The sequence below is a fragment of the Erwinia rhapontici genome (genome assembly GCF_012271765.1).
In the GTDB taxonomy this organism is placed as follows: Bacteria; Pseudomonadota; Gammaproteobacteria; order Enterobacterales; family Enterobacteriaceae; genus Erwinia; species Erwinia rhapontici.
On record NZ_VRKO01000016.1, the window covers coordinates 314,231 to 335,525 of the forward strand.

General features: G+C 56.9%; 17 protein-coding genes. 14 read left to right on the forward strand and 3 right to left on the reverse strand.

Translation table 11 applies throughout. The features are described 5' to 3' along the window. The first annotated feature begins 87 nt into the window (after positions 1 to 87). The 9 genes from FVB43_RS18315 (at position 88) to FVB43_RS18355 (ending at position 10,591) form a co-directional block, all read left to right on the forward strand. A complete protein-coding gene (locus FVB43_RS18315) occupies positions 88 to 696 on the forward strand; it encodes a TetR/AcrR family transcriptional regulator (RefSeq protein WP_241008326.1) in 609 nt (202 codons plus the stop codon). Positions 697 to 900: 204 nt separating this feature from the next. Continuing rightward, positions 901 to 1,122 (forward strand): hypothetical protein, encoded by a 222-nt coding sequence (locus FVB43_RS18320; protein WP_133843153.1) that lies wholly within the window; start codon positions 901 to 903, stop codon positions 1,120 to 1,122. A 298-nt stretch (positions 1,123 to 1,420) separates the two neighbouring features. Next, positions 1,421 to 3,028: an AMP-binding protein gene (locus FVB43_RS18325; RefSeq protein ID WP_167864463.1), complete on the forward strand. Its 1,608-nt coding sequence runs from the start codon at positions 1,421 to 1,423 to the stop codon at positions 3,026 to 3,028. Positions 3,029 to 3,064: 36 nt separating this feature from the next. Further along, positions 3,065 to 3,787, forward strand: a complete 723-nt coding sequence (locus FVB43_RS18330) for a thioesterase II family protein (RefSeq protein ID WP_242462165.1) — start codon at positions 3,065 to 3,067, stop codon at positions 3,785 to 3,787. Positions 3,788 to 3,808: 21 nt separating this feature from the next. After that, on the forward strand, positions 3,809 to 4,837 hold the full coding sequence (locus FVB43_RS18335; RefSeq protein ID WP_133843159.1) for a pyridoxal-phosphate dependent enzyme: 1,029 nt from the start codon (positions 3,809 to 3,811) through the stop codon (positions 4,835 to 4,837). A 28-nt stretch (positions 4,838 to 4,865) separates the two neighbouring features. Further along, positions 4,866 to 5,420 carry an allene oxide cyclase barrel-like domain-containing protein gene (locus FVB43_RS18340; protein ID WP_159336983.1) on the forward strand — a complete coding sequence of 185 codons (555 nt, stop codon included), beginning with the start codon at positions 4,866 to 4,868 and terminating at the stop codon, positions 5,418 to 5,420. A gap of 41 nt (positions 5,421 to 5,461) precedes the next feature. Then, on the forward strand, positions 5,462 to 6,637 hold the full coding sequence (locus FVB43_RS18345) for an NAD(P)/FAD-dependent oxidoreductase (RefSeq protein ID WP_133843163.1): 1,176 nt from the start codon (positions 5,462 to 5,464) through the stop codon (positions 6,635 to 6,637). A gap of 14 nt (positions 6,638 to 6,651) precedes the next feature. Continuing rightward, positions 6,652 to 9,543 carry a type I polyketide synthase gene (locus tag FVB43_RS18350; protein ID WP_167864465.1) on the forward strand — a complete coding sequence of 964 codons (2,892 nt, stop codon included), beginning with the start codon at positions 6,652 to 6,654 and terminating at the stop codon, positions 9,541 to 9,543. A 13-nt stretch (positions 9,544 to 9,556) separates the two neighbouring features. Beyond that, the gene (locus FVB43_RS18355; protein ID WP_167864466.1) at positions 9,557 to 10,591 is read left to right on the forward strand and encodes a Glu/Leu/Phe/Val dehydrogenase; all 1,035 of its coding nucleotides are present in this window, start codon (positions 9,557 to 9,559) and stop codon (positions 10,589 to 10,591) included. Positions 10,592 to 10,624: 33 nt separating this feature from the next. Here FVB43_RS18355 and FVB43_RS18360 read toward each other — a convergent pair whose 3' ends face one another. Further along, a complete protein-coding gene (locus tag FVB43_RS18360; RefSeq protein ID WP_197931302.1) occupies positions 10,625 to 12,868 on the reverse strand; it encodes a TonB-dependent siderophore receptor in 2,244 nt (747 codons plus the stop codon). A 208-nt stretch (positions 12,869 to 13,076) separates the two neighbouring features. Here FVB43_RS18360 and FVB43_RS18365 point away from each other — a divergent pair, with 208 nt between their 5' ends. The 4 genes from FVB43_RS18365 to FVB43_RS18380 all read left to right on the forward strand — a co-directional run bounded on the left by FVB43_RS18365 (position 13,077) and on the right by FVB43_RS18380 (position 18,319). Continuing rightward, positions 13,077 to 14,279, forward strand: a complete 1,203-nt coding sequence (locus tag FVB43_RS18365; RefSeq protein ID WP_197931303.1) for an ABC transporter substrate-binding protein — start codon at positions 13,077 to 13,079, stop codon at positions 14,277 to 14,279. Further along, a complete protein-coding gene (locus tag FVB43_RS18370) occupies positions 14,276 to 15,598 on the forward strand; it encodes an LLM class flavin-dependent oxidoreductase (protein WP_167864467.1) in 1,323 nt (440 codons plus the stop codon). The genes FVB43_RS18365 and FVB43_RS18370 overlap by 4 nt, the downstream gene beginning before the upstream one ends. Before the next feature lie 112 nt (positions 15,599 to 15,710). Continuing rightward, positions 15,711 to 17,207 (forward strand): MFS transporter, encoded by a 1,497-nt coding sequence (locus FVB43_RS18375; RefSeq protein WP_133843171.1) that lies wholly within the window; start codon positions 15,711 to 15,713, stop codon positions 17,205 to 17,207. Positions 17,208 to 17,305: 98 nt separating this feature from the next. Then, positions 17,306 to 18,319: a zinc-dependent alcohol dehydrogenase family protein gene (locus FVB43_RS18380; RefSeq protein WP_167864468.1), complete on the forward strand. Its 1,014-nt coding sequence runs from the start codon at positions 17,306 to 17,308 to the stop codon at positions 18,317 to 18,319. A 17-nt stretch (positions 18,320 to 18,336) separates the two neighbouring features. On the opposite strand, the gene FVB43_RS18385 is transcribed toward FVB43_RS18380, so the two are convergent. After that, a complete protein-coding gene (locus tag FVB43_RS18385) occupies positions 18,337 to 19,260 on the reverse strand; it encodes a LysR family transcriptional regulator (RefSeq protein WP_167864469.1) in 924 nt (307 codons plus the stop codon). Positions 19,261 to 19,360: 100 nt separating this feature from the next. Here FVB43_RS18385 and FVB43_RS18390 point away from each other — a divergent pair, with 100 nt between their 5' ends. Then, positions 19,361 to 20,350 (forward strand): nitrilase family protein, encoded by a 990-nt coding sequence (locus tag FVB43_RS18390; RefSeq protein ID WP_167864470.1) that lies wholly within the window; start codon positions 19,361 to 19,363, stop codon positions 20,348 to 20,350. Positions 20,351 to 20,372: 22 nt separating this feature from the next. Here the strand turns inward: FVB43_RS18390 and FVB43_RS18395 are convergent, their stop codons facing one another. Next, the gene (locus FVB43_RS18395) at positions 20,373 to 21,248 is read right to left on the reverse strand and encodes a LysR family transcriptional regulator (RefSeq protein ID WP_159336977.1); all 876 of its coding nucleotides are present in this window, start codon (positions 21,246 to 21,248) and stop codon (positions 20,373 to 20,375) included. Between the last annotated feature and the right edge of the window lie 47 nt (positions 21,249 to 21,295).

A 21,295-nucleotide genomic window follows, 5' to 3' on the forward strand; every position in this document is an offset into this window, starting at 1 on the left:
GTTTCTTTATAACCCAACAACCCCTCGCCAATCAGGTCAATATTGTCTACTATCTTACTCAAGTCCTGACTTGATAAAATGGTTAAAATGGAAATAAAGAAAACAGATCCTAAGCCACGTACGAAACCGGCGGAAGTCCGTCTTGATGAACTGATGGATGCTGCACAGCAGTTGTTCATCACTAAAGGGTTTGAAGCCACCACCATCAGCGACATCGTGCGCGATGCGCAAGTGGCAAAAGGGACCTTCTACCACTACTTCCCGTCAAAAAATGAGATGCTTTCCGCACTGCGTGAGCGCTTTACCCGGCATTTTATCGAAGAGATCCAGCTGGCCGTGGATGCCTGTCCCGCTGAAGACAGTGTTGCGCGTCTGCGTGCCTGGTGTGATGCCGGTATCACCGCCTATTTTAACGGCATGGCGCTGCATGATGCGTTGTATCACGATCATCATTATCACACGCGCGGTAATCAGGATCGTGATGCGGTACTGGATCAAATCCTGACAATCCTCAATCACGGCAGCACTTTTGGTGCCTGGCAGCTTGAGAACCCGCGTCTGACCGCTATCCTGATGTACCACGGCATGCACGGTGCGGTGGATGATGCGGTGGTCACTGATGAAAACGATAAAACGCAGTTGGGCCATCAACTTGCCTGCGAGTTTCTGCGCTTACTCGGCTACCACCAGCCATAATTCTCTGAAGGGGGCGTCGCGACTACGTCTCCTTCCGGCCTTTGTTCTCCCTTCCTCGTTCTTCTTCTGAATACCCTCATAAACATAAGTTTTATTAATTGTTTGTTTTACATTCATACAAACTTCTGTGGTGAAAAAGCTGTTGACCGACTGGCGGTCAATGCTAATAATAATCACTTTCATTAATCATTAGGTGAAACTGTTATGGATTTTAACAACATAATCTCCCTGCTCAATGAGATTGGTATTCCGGCAGATGTGCTGGATGAGGCAGACGGAAGTTGGCAGTTAAGGCGCGATCTGGCGCTATCTTCTGCCGAAACGGTGGCTCTGCAGGCACGATTACAGCAGCAAACCGGCAGGCAGTTTTCGTTATGGGGAAGCAATGACTACACCCTTGATGAAATTATTGCACTGGGTAACTAAAGCGAGAGGGGCAGTAGGGATTTATCTGATTCGTTATCGCAACAGAAGCGAAGGTACTTAGGTTGCGAGAAAAATACATATAAAATTAATCTATTTTTAATTGACTGACGGTCAGTCGTGGTGTGTAGTGTGGCCCATAACTAATAAATACCAGTAAGTAAATTTTTCTCTTCCATGTGAGTAAGCACGAGTAACAGCATCTTCGTTAAGCCAGGTCCGAAGAAGGGGTAACCCTGCATGATTGCGGTTGACCGTATTTTCAAAGCAGACAAATAGTGTGCGCATGATGGAGTTAAACATGGTTAAGTCTGGTGGTTCATTGAATCAAAACCTGCTGGCGGCGCTGCACGAAAACCGCCGACGCCGGGCATTGTTCGAGCAGGACATGATAATCACTCACGGTGAGTTAGCCGACCGCGTGGCCTCTTGTAGCTATCGCCTGCAGCAACGGGGTGTGCAGAAGGGAGATCGCGTGGCGATGCAACTGCGTAATACGCATCAGGCCGTGATATTAATGCTCGCTACGCTGATGATCGGCGCGATCCCCGTTCCTGTCCTTCCTTCTTATCGTGAAAAAGAGTTGCGTCATATTTTGCAAATGACCACGCCTAAAGTGCTGGCTGTGCAACGCAGTACTCGTCGTTATAACCCTCTGGCAGTATTACAAAATCTGCAGCAGGAGGGGCTTAATGTCGATCTGGTGCTGGTGGAGGAGGGCGCTAACTGCCACCAGGACTCACGTTATCTTAATTTGCAGGATTTCTGCGCGTTGCTGGCGCCCGTTCCCGTGCAAAAGCTGGCGACGATGGCCGATGACGATATCGCCATGATGCTGCTCTCCAGCGGCACGACCGGTCTTCCGAAGGCTATCGCCCGTAAAAACGCCGGCTATAGCTATATGATTGCCTGCGGGTGCGACGTTTTTGGCCTGACTGAGCGCTCCGTTTATTTCGCGGTAATGCCGGTTTCTCACGGATTCGTGATCAATTGCCCGGGTATGCTGGGCACGCTGTTGCGGGGGGGCGCCGTCGCACTGGCCGATGTGCCCTCTGCGGCGCAGGCACTGGATTTCATCGCCTACTGTGGCGTCACTCATACCACGCTGGTTCCGGCGCTGCTTTCGCAGTGGGCGGAGGTTCAGCGCGAGAGTCCTCGCTTTATCGACTCGCTGTGGCATGTGCAGGTCGGTGGCGCACGCGTGACACCGGAGCTGGCCGCATCCGCATCTGACACCCTCGGCATTACCCTCCAGCAATGCTATGGCATGAGCGAAGGGCTGCTCTGTTTTAACGCTCTCGAAGATGATGACAGCCTTCGTTTCCACTCGCAGGGGCGCCCGCTTTGTCCTGAAGATGAGGTGCGCATCGTTGATGAACAGGGGGAAGACGTTCCGCCGGGACATTCGGGCGAATTAATTACCCGTGGCCCTTATACCATCACCCGTTATTACCAGAATTCGCTGGCCGACAGCCTGGCGTTTACCGCTGACGGGTTTTATCGCACCGGCGACCTCGCACACGTTGATCGACAGGGCAATGTCTTTATCGATGGACGAGTTAACGACGCGATTAACCGTGGCGGGGAGAAGTTCTCACCGAATGAAATTGAAGAGCTGGCGCTTCATCATCCGGCGATCCGGCAGGCCGCCTGTGTGGGCATGGCGGATGCGTTGTATGGCGAAGTTCCCTGCCTGTTTGTCACCACCGACGATAGCGAATTGACCCTGGGGGCGGTGCGCCGTTTTTTTGAACAGCAGGGGCTCGCCACCTTCAAGGCCCCGGAAAGACTGATCCTGATTGATTCCATCCCGATGAAAGGCATTGGCAAAATTGACCGCCTGGCCTTGAGGGCGTTACTGGCGCAGCAAGAGGCGCCTCTTCCTGGCACGATGACAGAGCGAACGTAGACGATGAAAACCACCCTCAGTCATAACAGAACAGTCATGCGCTTCAGCACCGGTAACGTTGCACCCGTACAGCAGCAGCTGGTGATCTTTCCTCATGCTGGCGGCAGTGCCGCGTTTTACCAGCAGTGGCGTGAGCGACTCCCGGCAGAATGTGACCTGCTGGTGGTGCAATATCCGGGGCGGGAAGAGCGCCAGGCAGACCGTCCCTGGTCGGGCGCACAGCAGGCGATCGCGGCCTGTAACCACGGGCTGCGGGAATTACTGGGCGTGGCACCGGTAACATTTTTTGGTCACAGCATGGGCGCATTGCTGGCATTGCAGGTGGCCACTGCGCTATGGGATTCACGCTTTGCCTGCCAGCGGGTGGTGCTCTCCGCACAGCGGGTGCCGTCAGAACTGGTGATGCTGCAACAGCCGGGCGCGCGCGAGCGACTGCTCGACACCATCCTCAGCTACAGCGAACAGAGCGGCATCATGCGCCTTGACGAACTGACGCGCCCGAGGGTCGCCGCTTTAATTTTGCAGGATCTGATGTTGCTCGGGCAGTTGGCCGACCTGCCGGTCGCCGATATCCCGTTACTGATTGCCGGTGGGGAAGAGGATCCGCTGGTGGAACGGTCGGCGCTGGAAGCCTGGTCGACAACGGTGACGGAAAGTCAGCTTAAGCGCTGGCCGGGCGGACACTTTTACTTCCAGGACAATCTGGATGCCTTTTTACACCAGCTGTTGCCGTCATGCGCAGCGGCTCCACTCAACTGATGGTCAGATAAGGAAGATGTGATGAACTTTGAGCTGTTTAATCCTCAACACGCTGCGCCAGACACGGAAAAGGCTTTTACGCTGTTCCCGGCATTGAAAAAGTTTTATGCCTCGCTCGGCAAAACGCCGTTGATCCCGGTGCCAGGCCCTCAGGGGCACGCGACGATTCTGGCGAAATATGAATTCAACAACCCTTTTGGTTCGGTAAAAGACCGGACCGCCTTCGGGCTGTTTTGTGATGCCATCAATCAACATGACTTTGCGCGTGGCGAACTGAAACTGCTGGATTCGTCCGGCGGCAATATGGCGAAGGCGCTGGCAAAACTGGGCAACATGTGTGGCATTGCCGTGCAGGTAGTGATCCCCGACTCCTCACCCGAGCAGCTGGTGGCGACGCTGAAGGGCGATAATGCGCAGGTGACGCTGGTGGACCGCAGTCAGTTTTTACTCGGCGTGATTGCCCGTAGCCAGCAAATTGCCCGTGATGATCCCAGCTGGACGCTACTCTCACAGCACCTCAATCTGGTGAATACCGCCGTGCATCAGCATCAGACCGGGGCTGAGATCCTCCATCAGTTGAACGGCACACGTGCCGATGGCTGGGTATCGGCAGTGGGAACCGGTGGCACCTTATCCGGCGTATATGCAGCACTGAGCCGCGATAATCCCCAGATTATCGCCTGGGGCTCCACGCCTGCAGAGTTACCTTATGGCACGCTGAATGCCCCTAACGGTGAGGCAAAGTTTGCCGGGGCAGGCGGCCTGGGGTTTGGCTTCCGCCAGCCGTTTATTACCCAACTGATGCCAAAAAATCTGCCGTTTAATGAAGTGACCTATCGTGAGGCACTGACGGCTATGTATGAATTCTGGCAGTTGACCGGCGTGAAAATTGGCGCATCCTCCGCCGCCAACTGGAAGACCGCGTGGAAACTGGCGCAGACGCTTGACCGCGGTCAGCAGGTGGTGACCCTGTTCGCTGACGCCGGAAGTGATGTGGAAAGAGAGAAAGGAGAAGCCTGGTTTAAACAGTCAGATATCGTGGTGGCATAACCTCATTTTTAATTAAAGGGTCAAAAACATGGAAATTATTCAGGGCAATAATAATGTATTGTCAGAGCTGATTGCGCTCGCAAACTGGGTTCGCGCTGAAATTGAACAGGGTTCTTCGGTAACCGAGGTTGAGCATTCTCTGGCAGAAAATAAAGGCTACGCGAATGCTACGGTTATTTCCGTCGTGGAAATGGCAAATATTCATTTTAATGCGAAAACCAACAGTGGGCCGACGGTGGGCGACGCGAATTCGCACGTCGACCATTTTATTGATGAGCGAGGTGACCCCGCAGGAACCATGACCGGCAGCGGGTGGAAAATTGCGGCGCTGGCCGATAACAGCGTGGTCTCTTATTATCATGAGACCGCCGAAACCCCTCAGGGACGTATTGAAACTTCAGGCATCTGGAACTCCAGTGCCATCTGGGCATCGCAGTGGCAGTCATTGCTGGCCGTAGGCGTAAGTGGCGATGTGATGGGGAAAGTGGGGGTACGTCAGCTTTATCAGGAAGTGCCCAGAGAGAAATATCGTACGTTACTGGTGCTGGTGCCACTCGATCAAATTAAAACACTGACCCAATAATTTTATATTCAAGAACAGATAAACACTCTTAAGGGGTAGGTATGCACACGTCTGAAGAATGGGATGTTGTTATTATCGGTGCGGGTCCGATTGGTTTATCCACGGCCTGGAATTACGCCAGAGAGAATAAACAGCATAAGGTGTTAGTCTTAGATAAATATGGTCTGATGACGCAACTTGCCGGCACGAGTGGTGAAGAACGCCACTGGCGTTTGCAATATTCAGAAATTGATATTTTCCGCTTAACGCTGGAAGCCGATAAATTATGGCAGGCGCTGGAAAAAAACGCTGACCGGAAACTGATCCATCGTACCGGCAGTCTGTGGTTTGGCGATGCGGATGTCTGGACGAATGAAGGACAGATCACGCAGACAATGAAATCGATGGATGAGATGGCGTTGCCCTATGAGCGTCTGAGCATCCGCGCCATTGAGCAGCGTTTCGGCTTCACCCATTTTGACGCTAACTATGAAGGTTTTTTACAGCGTGACGGCGGCGTTATTGATGTTAAGGGCACGCTCTCCACGCTGTATGCGTTGGCCAGCGAACTGAATGTCAGCTTTGCTTTCGGCCAGGAAGTGGTGGCACTGGAGCCGGACAGCACGGGCGTCACTGTGATTGGCGCAGAACAGCGTTTCCGGGCGCGTAAGGTGCTGGTGGCCAGTGGTCCGGGAAGTAAAAAACTGGTGGGGCAGTTGGATATCGATCTGGCGCTGTCGACCTATGAGATGGCCTGTATCAGCATGCTGCGCAGCGAGCGCACCACGGCGAATGATCCATTCTGGTTCGCTTTTCAGCAGCCGGTTGCCAGTGACAGTAATCTGTTTTACGGCTTTCCCCCCAATCCCTGGTCGGTTAACGGTTTTGACCGCCTCGGCACCGATTTTGAAGTCGACCCGCTCAGTGACACGCATGGCCCGAGCTATCGTGCCAACCCGCTGCACGTCGAACGTGCACTGGAGTTCGCCCAGCGTCACATGCCGTTCCTCGCCCCCGACCGTGAACATTACGCCAGCAGCTGCCTGGCCGTGCTACCCACCGATCCCCAGCGGCAGTTCTACCTGGATAGCGCCCGCGGCCGCTGCCACGGCGGCGAGAACGTGGTGGTGTCTGCGGGGGGATGGGCATTCAAATTTACGCCACTGATGGGGCAGATCTGCGCGGACTTGTTAAGTGATAAATCGCCCCGCTGGGATATCAGCGCATTACGTTTTTGACTGAGGAGAGCAGTATGCAACAGCAACACTGCACGCATCAGAAGATTGCGCTGGTGGGGATGGCCTGCCGTTTTCCCGGCGCCAGTGATATCGAGACATGGTGGCACCATCTGGTCAACGGCGTTGAATCTCTGATCACGTTGGAAGACGGCCCGCAAGACGATCCGACCTGGGTGGGGGTTGCTGCGCCGCTGGCGCAGGATATCGCGCGCTTTGATGCCGGATTTTTTGGTCTCAGTGCGCGTGAAGCCGCGCTGATGGATCCGCAGCACCGTCTGTTCCTTGAGTGTGCCTGGCACGCACTGGAAGATGCCGGCATTGTGCCTGGCGCACTGCCTGATGCTGCTCTGTTTGCGGGCTGCAGCAGTTCAGACTATTTACGGCAGAACAGCGGCGCGCAGCGCTTTGCCAGCCTGGCACCCTCGGCATTCGAGCAGCAGATCACCAACGATAAAGATTATCTCAGCACGCGTGTGGCCTGGCACCTGGGCATAGGGGGGCCTGTCGTGAATGTTCAGGCCGCCTGTGCCACGTCTCTGGTCGCTGTCTGTGAGGCGGTCTATGCCCTGCGCAGCGGGCGTTGCAATCTGGCGCTTGCCGGAGCCTGCACGTTGCGCATTCCTCAACTCGAAGGCTATTTCAGCCAGCAGGGCATGATCTTCGCCACGGATGGGCATTGTCGGCCATTTTCGGCGGATGCCAGCGGGACAGTGTTTGGCAGCGGTGTGGGCGTGGTGGTGATGAAACGTCTGGAGGACGCGCTGGCCGCCGGGGACGAGGTGATCGCCGTGATAGACGGCGTGGCGATGAACAATGACGGGGCTGAAAAAGTCAGTTTTACCACTACCAGCCTTGCGGGGCAGCAACGCCTGTTGCGCCTGGCCTTGCAGGATGCGCAGCGGCATCCGGAGGATTTCCGTGCGATAGAAGCCCACGGTACGGGCACGCTGGCGGGTGACCCGATCGAGTTTTCCGCGCTTAACAGCGTGTTCAGGGAATTTACCGGGCGTGAAGGTTTCTGCGCGCTGGGGGCGGTAAAGGCCAATGTCGGGCATCTGGAAACGGCGGCTGGGATGGCGGGACTGATCAAAGCTGCACTGCAAATCAAACACGGCTGGCTAACACCGCAAATCAATTTCACCCGTGCCAATCCGGCCTTCGACCTGCGCCACAGTCCATTTCGCGTGCTGACACGTGCAGAACGCTGGCAGGCTGACGATCCCCGCCGTGCAATTGGTGTCAGTGCCTTTGGTATCGGTGGCAGCAACGCGCACGTGGTGTTAAGCCGACCTGAGGTTGCCGCAGCCGCATCTGACACCCGGTCTTCTTCGCTGGCTGACAGCGTGGTGCCGATCTCTGCCCGTTCTGAACAGGCCTGGCACCAGCTGGCAAAGCAGTATCGTCAGCGTGCGGCGGGTGAGCCGTTATCCGCGCTGGCCTGGAGTGCGCAGACCCGCAGGCAGGCCATGCGCTTTCGCGGCACGCTGGGGCCAGATGAAGAGGGAAAACTGGTGGTGAAAGAGGGCGTGACCGACAGCGGTAAAGGGCGACTGAGCGTGATATTCCAGTTTCCAGGGCAGGGCAGCCAGTTTATCGGTATGGCGCGAGAGCTGATGGCCAATGACAGCACCTTTCAGCGTCTGATGGAGGAGAAAATCGCACTGCTGCGTGATCAACTGGCGCTGGATATTGCTCTGCTGTTTAGCCCGCAGGGCAACAGCGCGATGCTGAACAATACGGCACTGACCCAGCCGACACTGGTGGCTGTGGAAATATCTCTCGCCGAACTGCTGATGCATTACGGCGTGGTCCCCGACCGGGTGATCGGCCACAGCGTCGGGGAGATCGCTGCGGCCTGGGCTGCGGGCGCCTTCTCCATTGAGCAGGCGCTGATCTTTGCTGCGCAGCGCGGCAGATTGATGGCCTCACTGGAAGGGGGGGCGATGCTGGCGGTGGAACTCAGCGACAGTGGCTGCCAGCCCTGGCTTGGACGCGGTGTTGCGCTGGCGGCGGTCAATGGCGAAAACAGCTGTGTACTGTCGGGCAATGTGGCCGTGTTGGCCGACTGCGAGCAACGCCTGCGCAGGGAAGGCATTCGCTGTAAAGCCCTCAGTGTTTCCCACGCTTTCCATTCGGCGATGATGGAACCGATCCTCAACGACTTGCGTCACGTTGTGCCCCCCGTCACTGTGCCGCACCAGGGCGTGCGCTACTACTCCGCGCTGCTGGCGCAGGAGGTCGGTGACTTGCGTCAGCTGGATGCCGACTACTGGTGTCGCCATGCCCGCGAGGCGGTGCGCTATCACCAGGCGCTGCAACAGATCCCCGAACGTGGGCGAACGCTGTTTATCGAAGTGGGGCCAGGATCGACGCTGACCGCCCTGGTCGCGCAGTTACGACAGCAGGGTGGGAAAACCTCCACGGTGCGCACACTGCGTCGCCGCGATGATGCACTCAGCGAATGTGCTCTGTGGGTACAGGCGCTGCAAAAAATCTGGCGTGCCGGGGTGGATATCTGCTGGTCACGGCTGTGGACGTCACCGCCCGGCCACGTGGCATTGCCGCTGTATCCTTTTGAACCGCATTTTTGGTGGATGGGTGACCGCGAGTTGCCCGCCAGCCCGCAGCCCGCTGGCGCCGGTGAGGAGGCAGAAGAACATGATGCGCTAATGGCCCGTATCCGCCTGCTGTGGCTGGAAATTACCGGGGCGCTACCTGCGTCGGGATATCAGGATTTTTATGATTCCGGTGGGCAATCACTGATGGCACTGCGCCTGATGGCGCGGCTGGAACAGGAATTTAGCGTGGCCATCAGTATGGCCGATTTTTTACAGCAGCCAACCCCGTTGGGGATTCGCCACTGTTTGCTGAAGTCTGGCGTTGTTGAGCAACATCTCACTCATTAACAGGATGAAAATCATGTGCGCATTGAATGCAACACTGAACGATAAACAGTATCAGATTGAAACCGTGCAGTTTGACAGCGAGACGTCCTTTACTCTGGCCTGCTCACCACAAATCAAGCTCCTTCCCGCCAACGGCGGCATTCGCTGGCGTCAATATGGCTCGCGTCAGCAGCAGGAGAGTGAGGCTGTGATGCTGGCACAAAGTATGTCACTCAAGCATGGTTTGTATAACACCGGCTTCAGCGGCGGCAAAATTGTGGTCAACAGCCCGCATCTGCCCGCCCAGCAACCGGAGGTGATGGCGGCGATTGGCGAGCTGCTGAATCGCTATAATGGCACCATGTTTACCGGCTGTGACATTAACACCAGTAACCAGGATATGGATTATCTGCGGCGTTTTACCCCCTGGATCCTCAATGCGATGGACAGCCCACAGATTGATACGTCGATTGCCACCGGCTACGGCGTGTGGAGCTCGATTCATAAAGTGATCATGCTGCGTCTGTCTGATGTTGCGCATCCGCTGGTGGCGATCCACGGTATGGGCAAAGTGGGTTCTGAAGTGGCCAGGCAGTGCCTGCAACAGGGGTGCGAGGTGGTGGGATATGACATTAACCCACGCGCGGTTTTCCCTGAAGGCGTGCGCCGGGTTAACGAAGCGCAGCTATTCGAGTTGCGCAGTCATATCCTGTGTATCGCGTCACTGTCCGGCATTTTAACCCAGGATAACGTTACGCAGTTAGCCTGCGGATGGGTGGTCAGCAGCGCCAACTCACCGTTTAACAGCCAACTGGCGGAAGATGTGCTGATTGCGCGCGGGATTCATTATCTGCCCGACTATGTCAGCAATGCGGGGGCGGTGATTTGTGACAGTATCGAAATGGCCTTTACCGAGCGCTACAACCAAATGAGCCAGGATCAGGTGAATGCCTATGTTTATTCGGTGATTGGGGCGAAAACGGAAGAGTTATTACGGCGTGCAACGCTGCTGGATTGTGAAGTGGGCAGGTTATTGCAGCCGGTAAAATCCGCGCTGATGGTGGCCTGATACACGGGGGATGGCACCTGCCATCCCCTTTTTTTACCAGCGATAATCCACGCTGGCCGTGACGCTGCGATCCTGACCGACGAAGCAATACATCGCCGAGGTGCAGCTGGCCACATACTGTTGGTTTGTCAGATTGCTGACATTCACGGCCAACGTGGTGCCTTTTAGCTGTGGCGTTAACTGCCCTAAATCATAGCTTACCGCCATATCCACCAGCGTGGTGGCCGGGACTTTGAAGGTATTGGCGGGGTCGCCGTAGCTGGTGCCGAGATAACGCACGCCGCTGCCCAGCTGTAAGCCCGCCAGCTCTCCCGCATCAAAGCGATAGTCAAGCCAGGCGGCGGCGCTGTTGGCCGGTACCTGCGTCAGGGTGTTGCCCTGATTTTTCGTATCCCTGGTCAACGTATTATCCAGCCAGGTGTAGCTGGCGATCAGGTTCAGGTTGTGCACAATTTCAGTGGTCGCCTGTAAATCAAGCCCGCGCGTGCGCGCCTCACCGGCCTGGGTATTGAAGCCCAGATGCTCGGCATCGCTGGTTTTCACATTGGACTGGGTCAGCTGGAAGAGGGCGGCACTGAGTAATGTTTTCGACCCTTGCGGGTGGTACTTAATGCCGATTTCGCTCTGCTTCGTTTCCACGGGCAGGAAGGTTTTACCATCATAGCCACTGCCCAGCAGCGGGTCGAATGAGGTCGCGTAGCTGATGTAAGGTGCCAGCCCGATATCGAACTGATAGCTTAACCCGGCGCGCCCACTCCACTGGGTATCTTCTTGGCGGCTTTTCACCGTCACCGGAGAGTAGCTGTTGGTTTCATGGTCGGTATTCGACCAGTCATGGCGGCCACTCAGCGTCAGGCGCCAGCGGTTCCAGGCCATCTGATCCTGCACATAGACGCCGGTACGGTTAAATGTCTGTTTCTCTTTCCAGGGGGCGGCCCGGCTGGCGGTGAAATCAGGATTGAGATCCGGTCGGTAGTCAGAACTGTACGGGTCAATCAGCACCGGACCGACACTGTATAGCTCGTTCTTCAGACTACCGGTGGAAAAATCGATGCCGGCCAGCAGCGTATGACGGGTGGGGCCAGCGTCCACATCGCCACTGATATGGTTATCCATCGAGAACGTGCTGACTCTGGCCGGGGTCAGCTCATCGTAAGCTTTGAGCCAGGGGCGATCGTTGACGAGCTGATACCCGTAAACCACGCCGCGCTGAATATCTGAATGGACATTCATATAACGCGCATTGCTGTTGAAACGCCAGCCATTATCAAACTGATATTCAAATAGCGAGGTCAGTGAATCCTGACGGCGGGTGGAGTGGGAAAAATGGCCATCAGTGTAGTTTTTATGCCGGTCAATTTGCTGATAAGGGCTGTTATTCAGCCCCAGGACGGCCGCAGGCAAACTGTTGTAGTCGGGAATATCCGGTTCCCAGGAATACGTCGCCAGCACGGTCCAGCTGGCATTATCACTCGGGCGCCAGGTCAGGGAAGGGGCGAGATAGAGGCGGCGGTGACGGCTATCTTCAATTTGCCCCTGGCTGTCCAGGCCACTGGCGGTAAAACGATACAACAGACTGTTATCGTCATTGACTGCGCCGGTGGAATCAATGCCGAACTGCTTACGGTTGAAGCTGCCGTATTGCAGGCTGACCTCGTGTGAGGCGATATCCTGGGGCTTGCGGCTGACCTGATTGACAATACCGCCGCCCGTCCCCTGGCCGTAGAGGGTCGATGCGGGGCCGCGCAGCACTTCGATCCGTTCAAGGGACCAGGGATCGACCTGCGGCAGCCAGCTGCCCGGGTTGCTGATGATGCGTAAACCATCCAGATAGTAATCGGCATCGACGCCGCGAATCCGGGTCATATCCAGATAATCACCAAAGCCACCATATCGTTCACTGGTGGCGCCAGCCGTGTAGCGCAATGCGGCACTGCTGGATGACGGGCGCGTCAGGTCCATCTGCGAACGGGTGATCACCGAGACGGACTGGGGCGTTTCCAGGATAGAGGTGCGGGTTTTGCTGGCGACGGCCGATTCTTCCGCCACATAGCCGTTTTCCTCTCCCTCAGTTTGCACCGGCACACTGGCACTCACCGTCATCGGGGATTGTTCTGTGGTCGCGTCCTCTTTTTTCTCACCTGACGGATTTTCTGCGGCGTTAGCGGGCGCAGTGAGGCAAAGAGAAAGCATCAATGACAGGGAAAAGCCGCTTAACACCAACGGCGGACAGGGTAGAGAGCGAATGTGTGCAGCAGCAGATTGTTTCGTCAGCATGTACGTCCTTATGATCCTGGTAGAAGTTCAGAGTGGAGTGGTCTGTGCACACAGTGCTCATTTCAAGTTATTGAAATAAAATGTTTTAAGCGTATTTTTCACAATTCATAAATGCGAATGATAATTATAATGACTGCATATTATACATTGACCGTCAGTCGGTCAATGTTATGATTCTTTCTCTCTCCGCTAACAGAATAATGTCCTCATGATGCAAAAACCGTCCTCCACTCATCGCCGTGAACGTGTCAGTGATGCCGCATCTGGCGGCACCTCGCGACGTTCACTGCTCACTGGCCTGCTGGCCGCGGGGGTTCTGATGACCACGCGGGCACTGGCAGCAAAACCCGCCACGCAGTCTGTGGTTGATATCACCGGGCGCTCAGTGCGGATTCACACGCCGGTCAGCCGTATTCTGCTGGGTGACGGCACCCTGGCGTATGCACTGGCGCTGCTGCGCCCCGACGATCCCTTTCAGGGCGTGGTGGCCTGGGGAGATAACTTCCGCGCCGCCGACCTCGATAGTTATCGGGCGTATCAGCGGCAGTTTCCCCATATCGACCAGATCCCACGCTTTTCCGGTAAGACGGTTGATGCGATTGGCGGAGAGCAGGCGATTGCGCTGAAGCCCGATATTGTGGTGCTGAACCTGAGCTCGGCAGGTGCAGCAACCACCTCCGGTTTACTGCGCCTGCTGGAGCAGGCGGGGATCCCGGTGGTGTTCGTCGATTTTCGCACCCGGATGTTCGCCAACACCGGGCGCAGCATGCAGATTTTGGGGGAGGTGTTCGGCAGAGTGGCAAGGGCAGCCGACTTTTTACGCTTTCGTCAGCAGCAGATCGACCGGGTGATACAGCCACTTAAACTGTTAACCACACGCCCCCTGGTGATGGTTGAACGCGCAGCAGGACTCTATGACGACTGTTGCCTGACCTACGGTGACGGTAACTTTGGTGAACTGGTGGCGGTGGCCGGGGGGCGTAACCTGGGCACGCAATTACTGCCTGGCACCTTTGGCGCTCTCAGCCCGGAGAAGGTGATCCACGCCGACCCCGATGTGGTGCTGGTCACCGGCGCGAACTGGTCACTGTATTCCCCCGGCGGTGACTGGGTGAATCTGGGGCCAGGGGCCGATGCGCAGGAAGGGCATGCGCGCCTGCAACGCCTGATGCAGCGTCCGGCGTACCGCACGCTGCGTGCCGTCAGGGAACAGCAGGTGTATGCCATCTGGCACCCGTTTTATGACAATCCTTACTATTTTATCGCCCTTCAGCGCGTGGCGAAGTGGCTACATCCTGAGCTGTTTGCCGCGCTTGACCCGGAAGCCACCTTCCGCGAGTTACATGAACGTTTTCTTCCCGTGCCTTATCAATCCGGCTACTGGTTAAGCCTCAAGGAGACCGTCGTATGACCCGAACACCTCAACTTATTCTGCTGGCGATGCCCAGCATTCATGCCGGTGCATGGCGTTATCCCGGCGCCATCCCCGAGTTTCACAGCAGCTTTAAACATATGAAATGGTTTGCCCGGACGCTGGAACAGGGGCGGTTTGACGGCCTGTTTTTGCCCGACACGCTGGCGCTGCGCCAGGTATCGACCGAGGCCCTGACGCGGGGGCACAGTACGGTGACGTTGGATCCGCTGACGCTGCTCCCTGCGCTGGCGGCGGTTACACAGCATATCGGGCTGATTGCCACCGCCAGCACCACCTACAATGAGCCTTATATGCTCGCCCGGCGGCTGGCCACACTGGATCACATCAGCGAAGGCCGGGCCGGATGGAATCTGGTGACCTCCAGTAATCCCAACGAGGCCGGTAATTTTGGTGTCACTGAACATATGGAGCACGGCCTGCGTTATGCGCGCGCGCGCGAGTTTTCGGCGGTGATGAACGGGCTGTGGGACAGTTGGGAGCAGGATGCATTTTGCCGTGATGCCGCCAGCGGCGTGTTTTTTGATGCGGCAAAGATGCATACGCTCAATCACGAGGGGGAGTATTTTTCCGTACGCGGGCCGTTAAATATTGATCGTCCTCCGCAGGGGCGACCGGTGATTGTGCAGGCCGGGGCGTCTGAAGCCGGCAGGCAGGTGGCAGCAGAAACGGCAGAAGTCATCTTCACCTACCAGACGGATCTCGTCTCTGCCCGTCAGTTTTACCAGGATATGCAGTCCCGGGCGCAGGCTGCTGGCCGCCCTGATGCACTGAAAATCATCCCGGCGGCGTTCGTGGTGCTGGGAGAAACGCCACAAGAGGCGCAGGCGAAAAGAGCACTGCTCGACAGTCTGGTCGACGAGCAGAGCAGCCTTGCCACCTTATCCGTGGCGCTTGGGCATGATATTTCGCCGTACGATAAACATGGCCCGCTGCCCGCGATGCCGGAAAGTAATGCCAGCAAAAGCGGGCGTGAACGGGTGGTTCAACTGGCGCGGCGGGAGGGTCTCAGCATCCTGGCGCTGGCGCGTCGCATTTGTGGTTATCAGGGGCTGGAAATGGTGGGCACGGCAACCCAGGTGGCCGATACCCTGCAACACTGGCTGGAGAGCGGGGCGGCCGATGGATTCAACGTGATGTTCTCTCATTTTCCCGGCGGCGCAGAGGAGTTTGTCACCCAGGTGATCCCGGTGTTACAGCGCCGGGGGCTGTTGAGAGAGCAGTACACCGCGACCACCTTCCGGGGACATTTGGGGCTGAAAACACCGGAACGGGCGGATGCACAGCCGGGGGGATGAAGGGCGGAATAATGATGGCTGGCAGATTGTCCATTGTGTTGAGTTTTGATTGACCGTCGGTCAGTCAATTGCTAGGGTTGGGTAAAGTCAGCCAATCACGTTAGGGATTATCATGCGTCTTAGCCGTCATCATGCCGCGCTTGCTGCGGCTTACCTTGGCACTTTTCTTGCCTCGCTGGATATCAGCATTGTGAATGTCGCCTTGCCCACTATGCAGAGTGCGCTGGATACGGACATTGCCGGGTTGCAGTGGGTGGTCAATGCCTACGCCGTTTGCCTGTCTGCTTTTATGCTTTCTGCCGGTCCGCTGGCCGATCGTTACGGTCATAAACGTGCCTGGGTGAGCGGCGTCGTGCTGTTTACCGGCGGGTCTCTGCTGTGTGGTGTGGCACCCAGCCTCGGCATGCTGCTGACCGGGCGGGCCATTCAGGGCGTGTCCGCCGCGCTGCTGATTTCAGGGGCGATGCCCATCCTGACCCACGCGTTTCCTGATGCCCGCCAGCGCGCGCATGCCATCGGCGGGTGGTCGGCGTTTAGCGCGCTGGCGCTGATCCTCGGGCCGCTGCTGGGGGGCGTTCTGCTCCAGTGGCTGGGCTGGCAAAGTATCTTTCTGGTCAATATCCCACTGTGCCTGGTGGCGATTGCTGCAGGGCTGTGGGGGATACCGGAGCGTAAATATCCTGACCACGCGGCGCTGGATACGGCGGGCCAGTTGCTGGGGATTGTCGCGTTAGGAACGCTGGCCTGGGGAATGATTGAGGCAGGGCAATACGGCTTTACCGGCAAACTTCCACTGGCGATTCTGGCCTGTGCCCTGGTGAGTTTTATGCTTTTCGCGCTGGTGGAAAAACGGACGTTGCGCCCGCTGCTGCCGCTGGCACTGCTGCGCGAGCAGGGATTTGTCAGCGTGAATCTGGCGTCGTTTATTCTCGGTTTTTCTTACTACAGCTGTCTGTTCTTTTTCTCGATTTTCCTCCAACAGATTCAAGGCTGGGCACCCGCAGAAGCAGGCTGGCGCATGATGCCGTTATTTGTCGTCACCGGCCTGGTGTCGCTGTTGTTTGGCCGCATGAGTGCGCGGCTGCCGATGCGTGGATTAATGGTCACGGGTTACGGGCTGGCGGGCCTGTCGATGATCGCTATGGTGCTGCTGGATGCGAACTCCGCTTACTGGCAGGTGGGGGCGTTGTTTACGCTGCTGGGGGCCGGGGCCGGGCTGGCGGTTCCGGGCACGGGCATGCTGGTGATGGCGATGGCGCCGCCTGAGCAGGCCGGGTCAGTTTCCGCCATGATGAATGCGCTGCGCCAGGCGGGGATGACCATCGGCATTGCGTTACTGGGAACGTTAATGAGCGCACAGGCAATACGCACGCTGACGGCCTCCCTCGATGTCAGCGGTATTAGCGATGCTGCGCAGATTGCCCACCTGGCGGTGACGCGGCATCTGCCCACCTCGGTTGTCGCTGATTTTAGCGCACGCTACACAGCAGCGATGGAAAGTGGTTTTCATCTCGCCATGCTGTGCGCCGGAGGTGCCTGCTTTATCGCCGTGGCATTGCTGCTACGCTTACAGTGGGTAAAAGAGGCGCAGGGCATTAACGCCGCGTAACAGCGCGAAGTGCTTATCTGGCGAATCCGCATCGGGTGTATACCTGACGGCACTGAGTCGATGGCATGTGCCAGAAATGTACAAACCAGGAGAAGATAATGAAAGCAGTCACGGTTACCAGCCCATTTAATCTGGACAGTGTTCAGCTCACCGAGGTGAAGGATCCCGGCCAACCCGCTAAAGGGGAAATCAGGGTCGCCATCAAAGCCAGCTCGCTTAACTTCCATGACCTGATGGTGGCCACCGGCGCTATGCCGGTGGAAGATAGCCGTATTCTGCTGTCGGACGGTGCCGGAATTGTTGAGGCGGTAGGCGAAGGCGTAACGGAGTTCCGCGTGGGTGATGCCGTGGTTTCCACCTTCTTTCCGCAGTGGGCAGCAGGCAAAGCCACCCCGGCGGTGGGCGGTTTTGCGCATACGCCAGGCGATGGCGTTGATGGCCTGGCCAGCGAAGTGGTGGTGCGTCCGGTCAATGCCTTTACTCCCGCTCCTGCGGGCTGGTCGCACACCGAGGCGGCCACCATCACGACCTCCGGCCTGACCGCGTGGCGGGCGCTGGTGGTCAACGGTCGCTTAAAGGCGGGTGAGACCGTGCTGGTACAGGGCACCGGCGGTGTGTCGATTGCTGCGTTACAGCTGGCCAAAGCCATGGGGGCCAGAGTGATTGCCACTTCGTCCTCTGATGAAAAACTGGCGATGGTGCGCAAACTGGGCGCCGATGACACCATTAACTACCGCTCCACCCCGGAGTGGGGGGATAAAGTGCTGGAACTCACTCACGGCCTGGGCGTTGACCATATTGTTGAGGTCGGCGGCCCTGCCACGATTAATGAGTCCCTTAAGGCGGTGAAAGTCGGTGGGCATATTGCCGTCATCGGCGTGTTGTCCGGTACGGATGCGGCATTGTCGATTTTCAGCATCCTGGCTAAACAGGTGCGTATTGAGGGGCTGATTGTCGGCAGCCGTCAGGACCAGATTGATTATGTGAAGGCGCTGGAACTGATGTCGCAGAAACCGGTGATCGACAAGGTCTTCAGCTATGAGCGTTTGGGTGAGGCATTTGCCCACCTGCAAAGCGGTCAACACGTTGGCAAGGTGTGTGTGAGCTGGTAGTGATACTGGCCGGAGGCTTAATCACGGCCTCCACTGCCATGGCGGATCTCATCTGCGGAGCCTGTTTCAGAAGACGCTTCGCGGGTGAGACCCGCTTTTATCCGCGCAATAAAATTATCCCTGATGAGATCCTCCGTACTGGCATGCCAGGCGATGCCCACCTGCCAGCTTAACGATTCGCCGCTTAACGGAATAATATTCAACCCCGGTGGCGCAATATGAATAACGCTTTGTGGCAAAAGCGCCACGCCCGTACCGGCAATCACCAGCGCGACGATGGTATGAATATCGTCAGCCAGCTGAGTCGAGGAAGTATAAAGCGCGTTGTCCTGCAAGAAGCGATCAATCTGTGTATTCAGCCCACGGCCGCGTTCAGTATGCAGCCGCAGCAGAGGGCGATTTTTTAGCCACTCTGCCGCACTGACCCACGTTTTATCGGGCGTCACTAACACCAGCCGATCGTTGAACAGCGGCAGGTAATCCAGCGGCTCGCTGGGTGGAACGCGAACAAACCCCACCTGAAGCTCGTCAATTTGCAGCAACTGGTCCTGTTTTGCTGAGGGAAGATCCGTTAATGAGACGTCGACACCGGGATAACATTGGCGAAATTCTGCGATGTAGCGCGGGGCTAAGTAGAAACTGGAAAGCCCAAATCCCACGGCCAGACTGCCTTCACTCCCTTTCGCGACCTGCTCTGCATGCTGGAGAAACAGCGCGGCCTGCCTGATCACCTTCTTCGCTTCTGGCAGTAAGCGCCGGCCGCCGGCAGTTAACGTTGTGCCGTGACGGCCACGTGAAAACAGCGACAGAGTGATCTGTGACTCAAGCAGGTTAATCTGTTTGGTTAACGCGGGCTGCGAGACAAACAGCGCCTGTGCCGCGTCGGCATAATTACCTTTCTCTGCCAGTGTGACAAAGGCTTTGAGCAACCGCAGGTTCATTATTACATTCCAGAAAGTTATCAGAATGGGAAATCATTTGATTATACCGTTATCAGCCAACCGGGTGTAATGATGTTTTGACCACCGCTGGAGAATCATTATGTCCGTGTTAACATCATTAAAGGCTGCCACCGTGCAGTTTCAGCATCAGGCCGGTAACAAACACTATAATCTCCTGATGATGGAGAAGTTTATCGAGCAAGCCGCCCTGCAACAGGTGAAGATCCTCACCTTCCCCGAAATGTGTATCACCGGTTACTGGCATGTTCCTAAATTGACCTCTTTTGAGGTTTCAGCTTTGGCAGAGCCGATTGAAACCAGTCCTTCTCTGGCATTAATCCGTTCGCTGGCCATCAAGCATCAGATGCTGATTGGTGCCGGGCTGATCGAACGTGCCGACGATGGCCGCCTGTATAACGCCTACGTTGCCTGTCTGCCCGACGGTTCACTGCATACACATCGCAAACTTCATGCCTTTGAACATCCCGCTATCAGCAGCGGCGATCGGTTCACGGTGTTTAATACCCCCTGGGGGGTGAAAGTGGGGATACTGATCTGCTGGGATAACAACCTGGTGGAGAATGTGCGTGCCACGGCGCTGCTGGGTGCCGATATTCTTCTCGCACCGCACCAGACCGGGGGTACGCAATCCCGCAGTCCCTGCGGTATGAAGCCGATCCCGCTGGAACTCTGGGAGCAACGGGCGACGCGTCAGGAGGAAATTACTGCTGCTTTTAGAGGCCCGAATGGTCGCGGCTGGCTGATGCGCTGGCTGCCTGCGCGCGCTCATGACAATGGGGTGTTTATCTTATTCAGTAACGGCGTTGGTGCGGATGAAGACGAAGTCCGTACCGGCAATGCCATGATGATTGACCCTTACGGCAGCATTATTGAGGAAACCTGGGCGGCGGGCGATGCCATGGTCAGCGCCGAACTCGATTTAACCCTGCTGGCGATGAGCACGGGCCGCCGCTGGATCCACGGTCGCCGTCCTGAGCTATACCAGATACTGACGGAACCGCAGGGGTATGAACGCGATGCAAGAACGGCCAGGTTTTCGGTCGATGTGCCGCAGAGAAATAACCGGTGAGGTGAGCGCATCCGGTGCGGTGTTATCCCGTCATCACCAGCGCAATTTTAGGGTAGCGTTCGCAGATAAAATCGACGAATGCCCTGACCTTTGGCGCCGTTAAACGCCGCGAGGTATGCAGCACCCACAGCGCCACCTTGACATCTGACACCGTTCCCCACTGCACCAGGTCGCCGCGGGCAAGGGCGTTGCCGACAATAGACTGAGGAATAATCGCGGCACCGCCACCGGCGATGGCGGCGTCGCGGATCATCAGAAAAGAGGAAAACCTCAGGCGGGGGAGAGGTTCAATCACCAGGCGGCCATCGTCCAGTTTCCACAGCGATGGCTGTGCGTTGCCAAATACGATGGCGGGAACCTGAGTGACCAGGCCCGGCTGGGGCAGGGTAACGGAGGGCGCGGCAACCACAATCTGGCGGTCTTCAGCAAAGCATCGCCCCGTCAGGCTGCTGTCGGGGCGCGGGTTAATACGAATGGCCACATCATAATGTTCCTCCACCAGATCCACCATGCGGTCTTCTGCCACCACTTCAAGGGTGATTTCCGGATACGCGGCGCAAAACTCGGCAGCTATTCTCCCCATGGTGAGCTGCGAGAACAACACGGGTGATGCCACGCGCAGGTGCCCGCGTGGAACAGAGATCCCTTCCCGCACCGACGTCATGGCCTCCACCACCTCGTTCATTGACCCCGATGTTCTGGCCATCAGCATATCGCCCGCCTCAGTGAGTCTCAGCCCTCTGGGGCTGCGCTCGATAAGGCGTACGCCAAGCTGTTGTTCAAGATCCGCGATATGACGCGATAACGTGGCTTTAGACCTGCCGCTGGCGCGGCTGGCCTTCCCCAGCCCGCCATGGGTGGCGACAAGCGCAAAATCAACCAGAGCATTGAGATCCATACTGTTCCATTTTTGAAACGACATGTCTCTAATTTAGAGTCTGCTCT

Bases quoted from the DNA above. Each gene is read 5' to 3' on its own strand.
- FVB43_RS18315 (WP_241008326.1), top strand. From the start codon at position 88: ATGGAAATAAAGAAAACAGATCCTAAGCCACGTACGAAACCGGCGGAA.
- FVB43_RS18320 (WP_133843153.1), top strand. From the start codon at position 901: ATGGATTTTAACAACATAATCTCCCTGCTCAATGAGATTGGTATTCCG.
- FVB43_RS18325 (WP_167864463.1), top strand. From the start codon at position 1,421: ATGGTTAAGTCTGGTGGTTCATTGAATCAAAACCTGCTGGCGGCGCTG.
- FVB43_RS18330 (WP_242462165.1), top strand. From the start codon at position 3,065: ATGCGCTTCAGCACCGGTAACGTTGCACCCGTACAGCAGCAGCTGGTG.
- FVB43_RS18335 (WP_133843159.1), top strand. From the start codon at position 3,809: ATGAACTTTGAGCTGTTTAATCCTCAACACGCTGCGCCAGACACGGAA.
- FVB43_RS18340 (WP_159336983.1), top strand. From the start codon at position 4,866: ATGGAAATTATTCAGGGCAATAATAATGTATTGTCAGAGCTGATTGCG.
- FVB43_RS18345 (WP_133843163.1), top strand. From the start codon at position 5,462: ATGCACACGTCTGAAGAATGGGATGTTGTTATTATCGGTGCGGGTCCG.
- FVB43_RS18350 (WP_167864465.1), top strand. From the start codon at position 6,652: ATGCAACAGCAACACTGCACGCATCAGAAGATTGCGCTGGTGGGGATG.
- FVB43_RS18355 (WP_167864466.1), top strand. From the start codon at position 9,557: ATGTGCGCATTGAATGCAACACTGAACGATAAACAGTATCAGATTGAA.
- FVB43_RS18360 (WP_197931302.1), bottom strand. From the start codon at position 12,868: ATGCTGACGAAACAATCTGCTGCTGCACACATTCGCTCTCTACCCTGT.
- FVB43_RS18365 (WP_197931303.1), top strand. From the start codon at position 13,077: ATGATGCAAAAACCGTCCTCCACTCATCGCCGTGAACGTGTCAGTGAT.
- FVB43_RS18370 (WP_167864467.1), top strand. From the start codon at position 14,276: ATGACCCGAACACCTCAACTTATTCTGCTGGCGATGCCCAGCATTCAT.
- FVB43_RS18375 (WP_133843171.1), top strand. From the start codon at position 15,711: ATGCGTCTTAGCCGTCATCATGCCGCGCTTGCTGCGGCTTACCTTGGC.
- FVB43_RS18380 (WP_167864468.1), top strand. From the start codon at position 17,306: ATGAAAGCAGTCACGGTTACCAGCCCATTTAATCTGGACAGTGTTCAG.
- FVB43_RS18385 (WP_167864469.1), bottom strand. From the start codon at position 19,260: ATGAACCTGCGGTTGCTCAAAGCCTTTGTCACACTGGCAGAGAAAGGT.
- FVB43_RS18390 (WP_167864470.1), top strand. From the start codon at position 19,361: ATGTCCGTGTTAACATCATTAAAGGCTGCCACCGTGCAGTTTCAGCAT.
- FVB43_RS18395 (WP_159336977.1), bottom strand. From the start codon at position 21,248: ATGGATCTCAATGCTCTGGTTGATTTTGCGCTTGTCGCCACCCATGGC.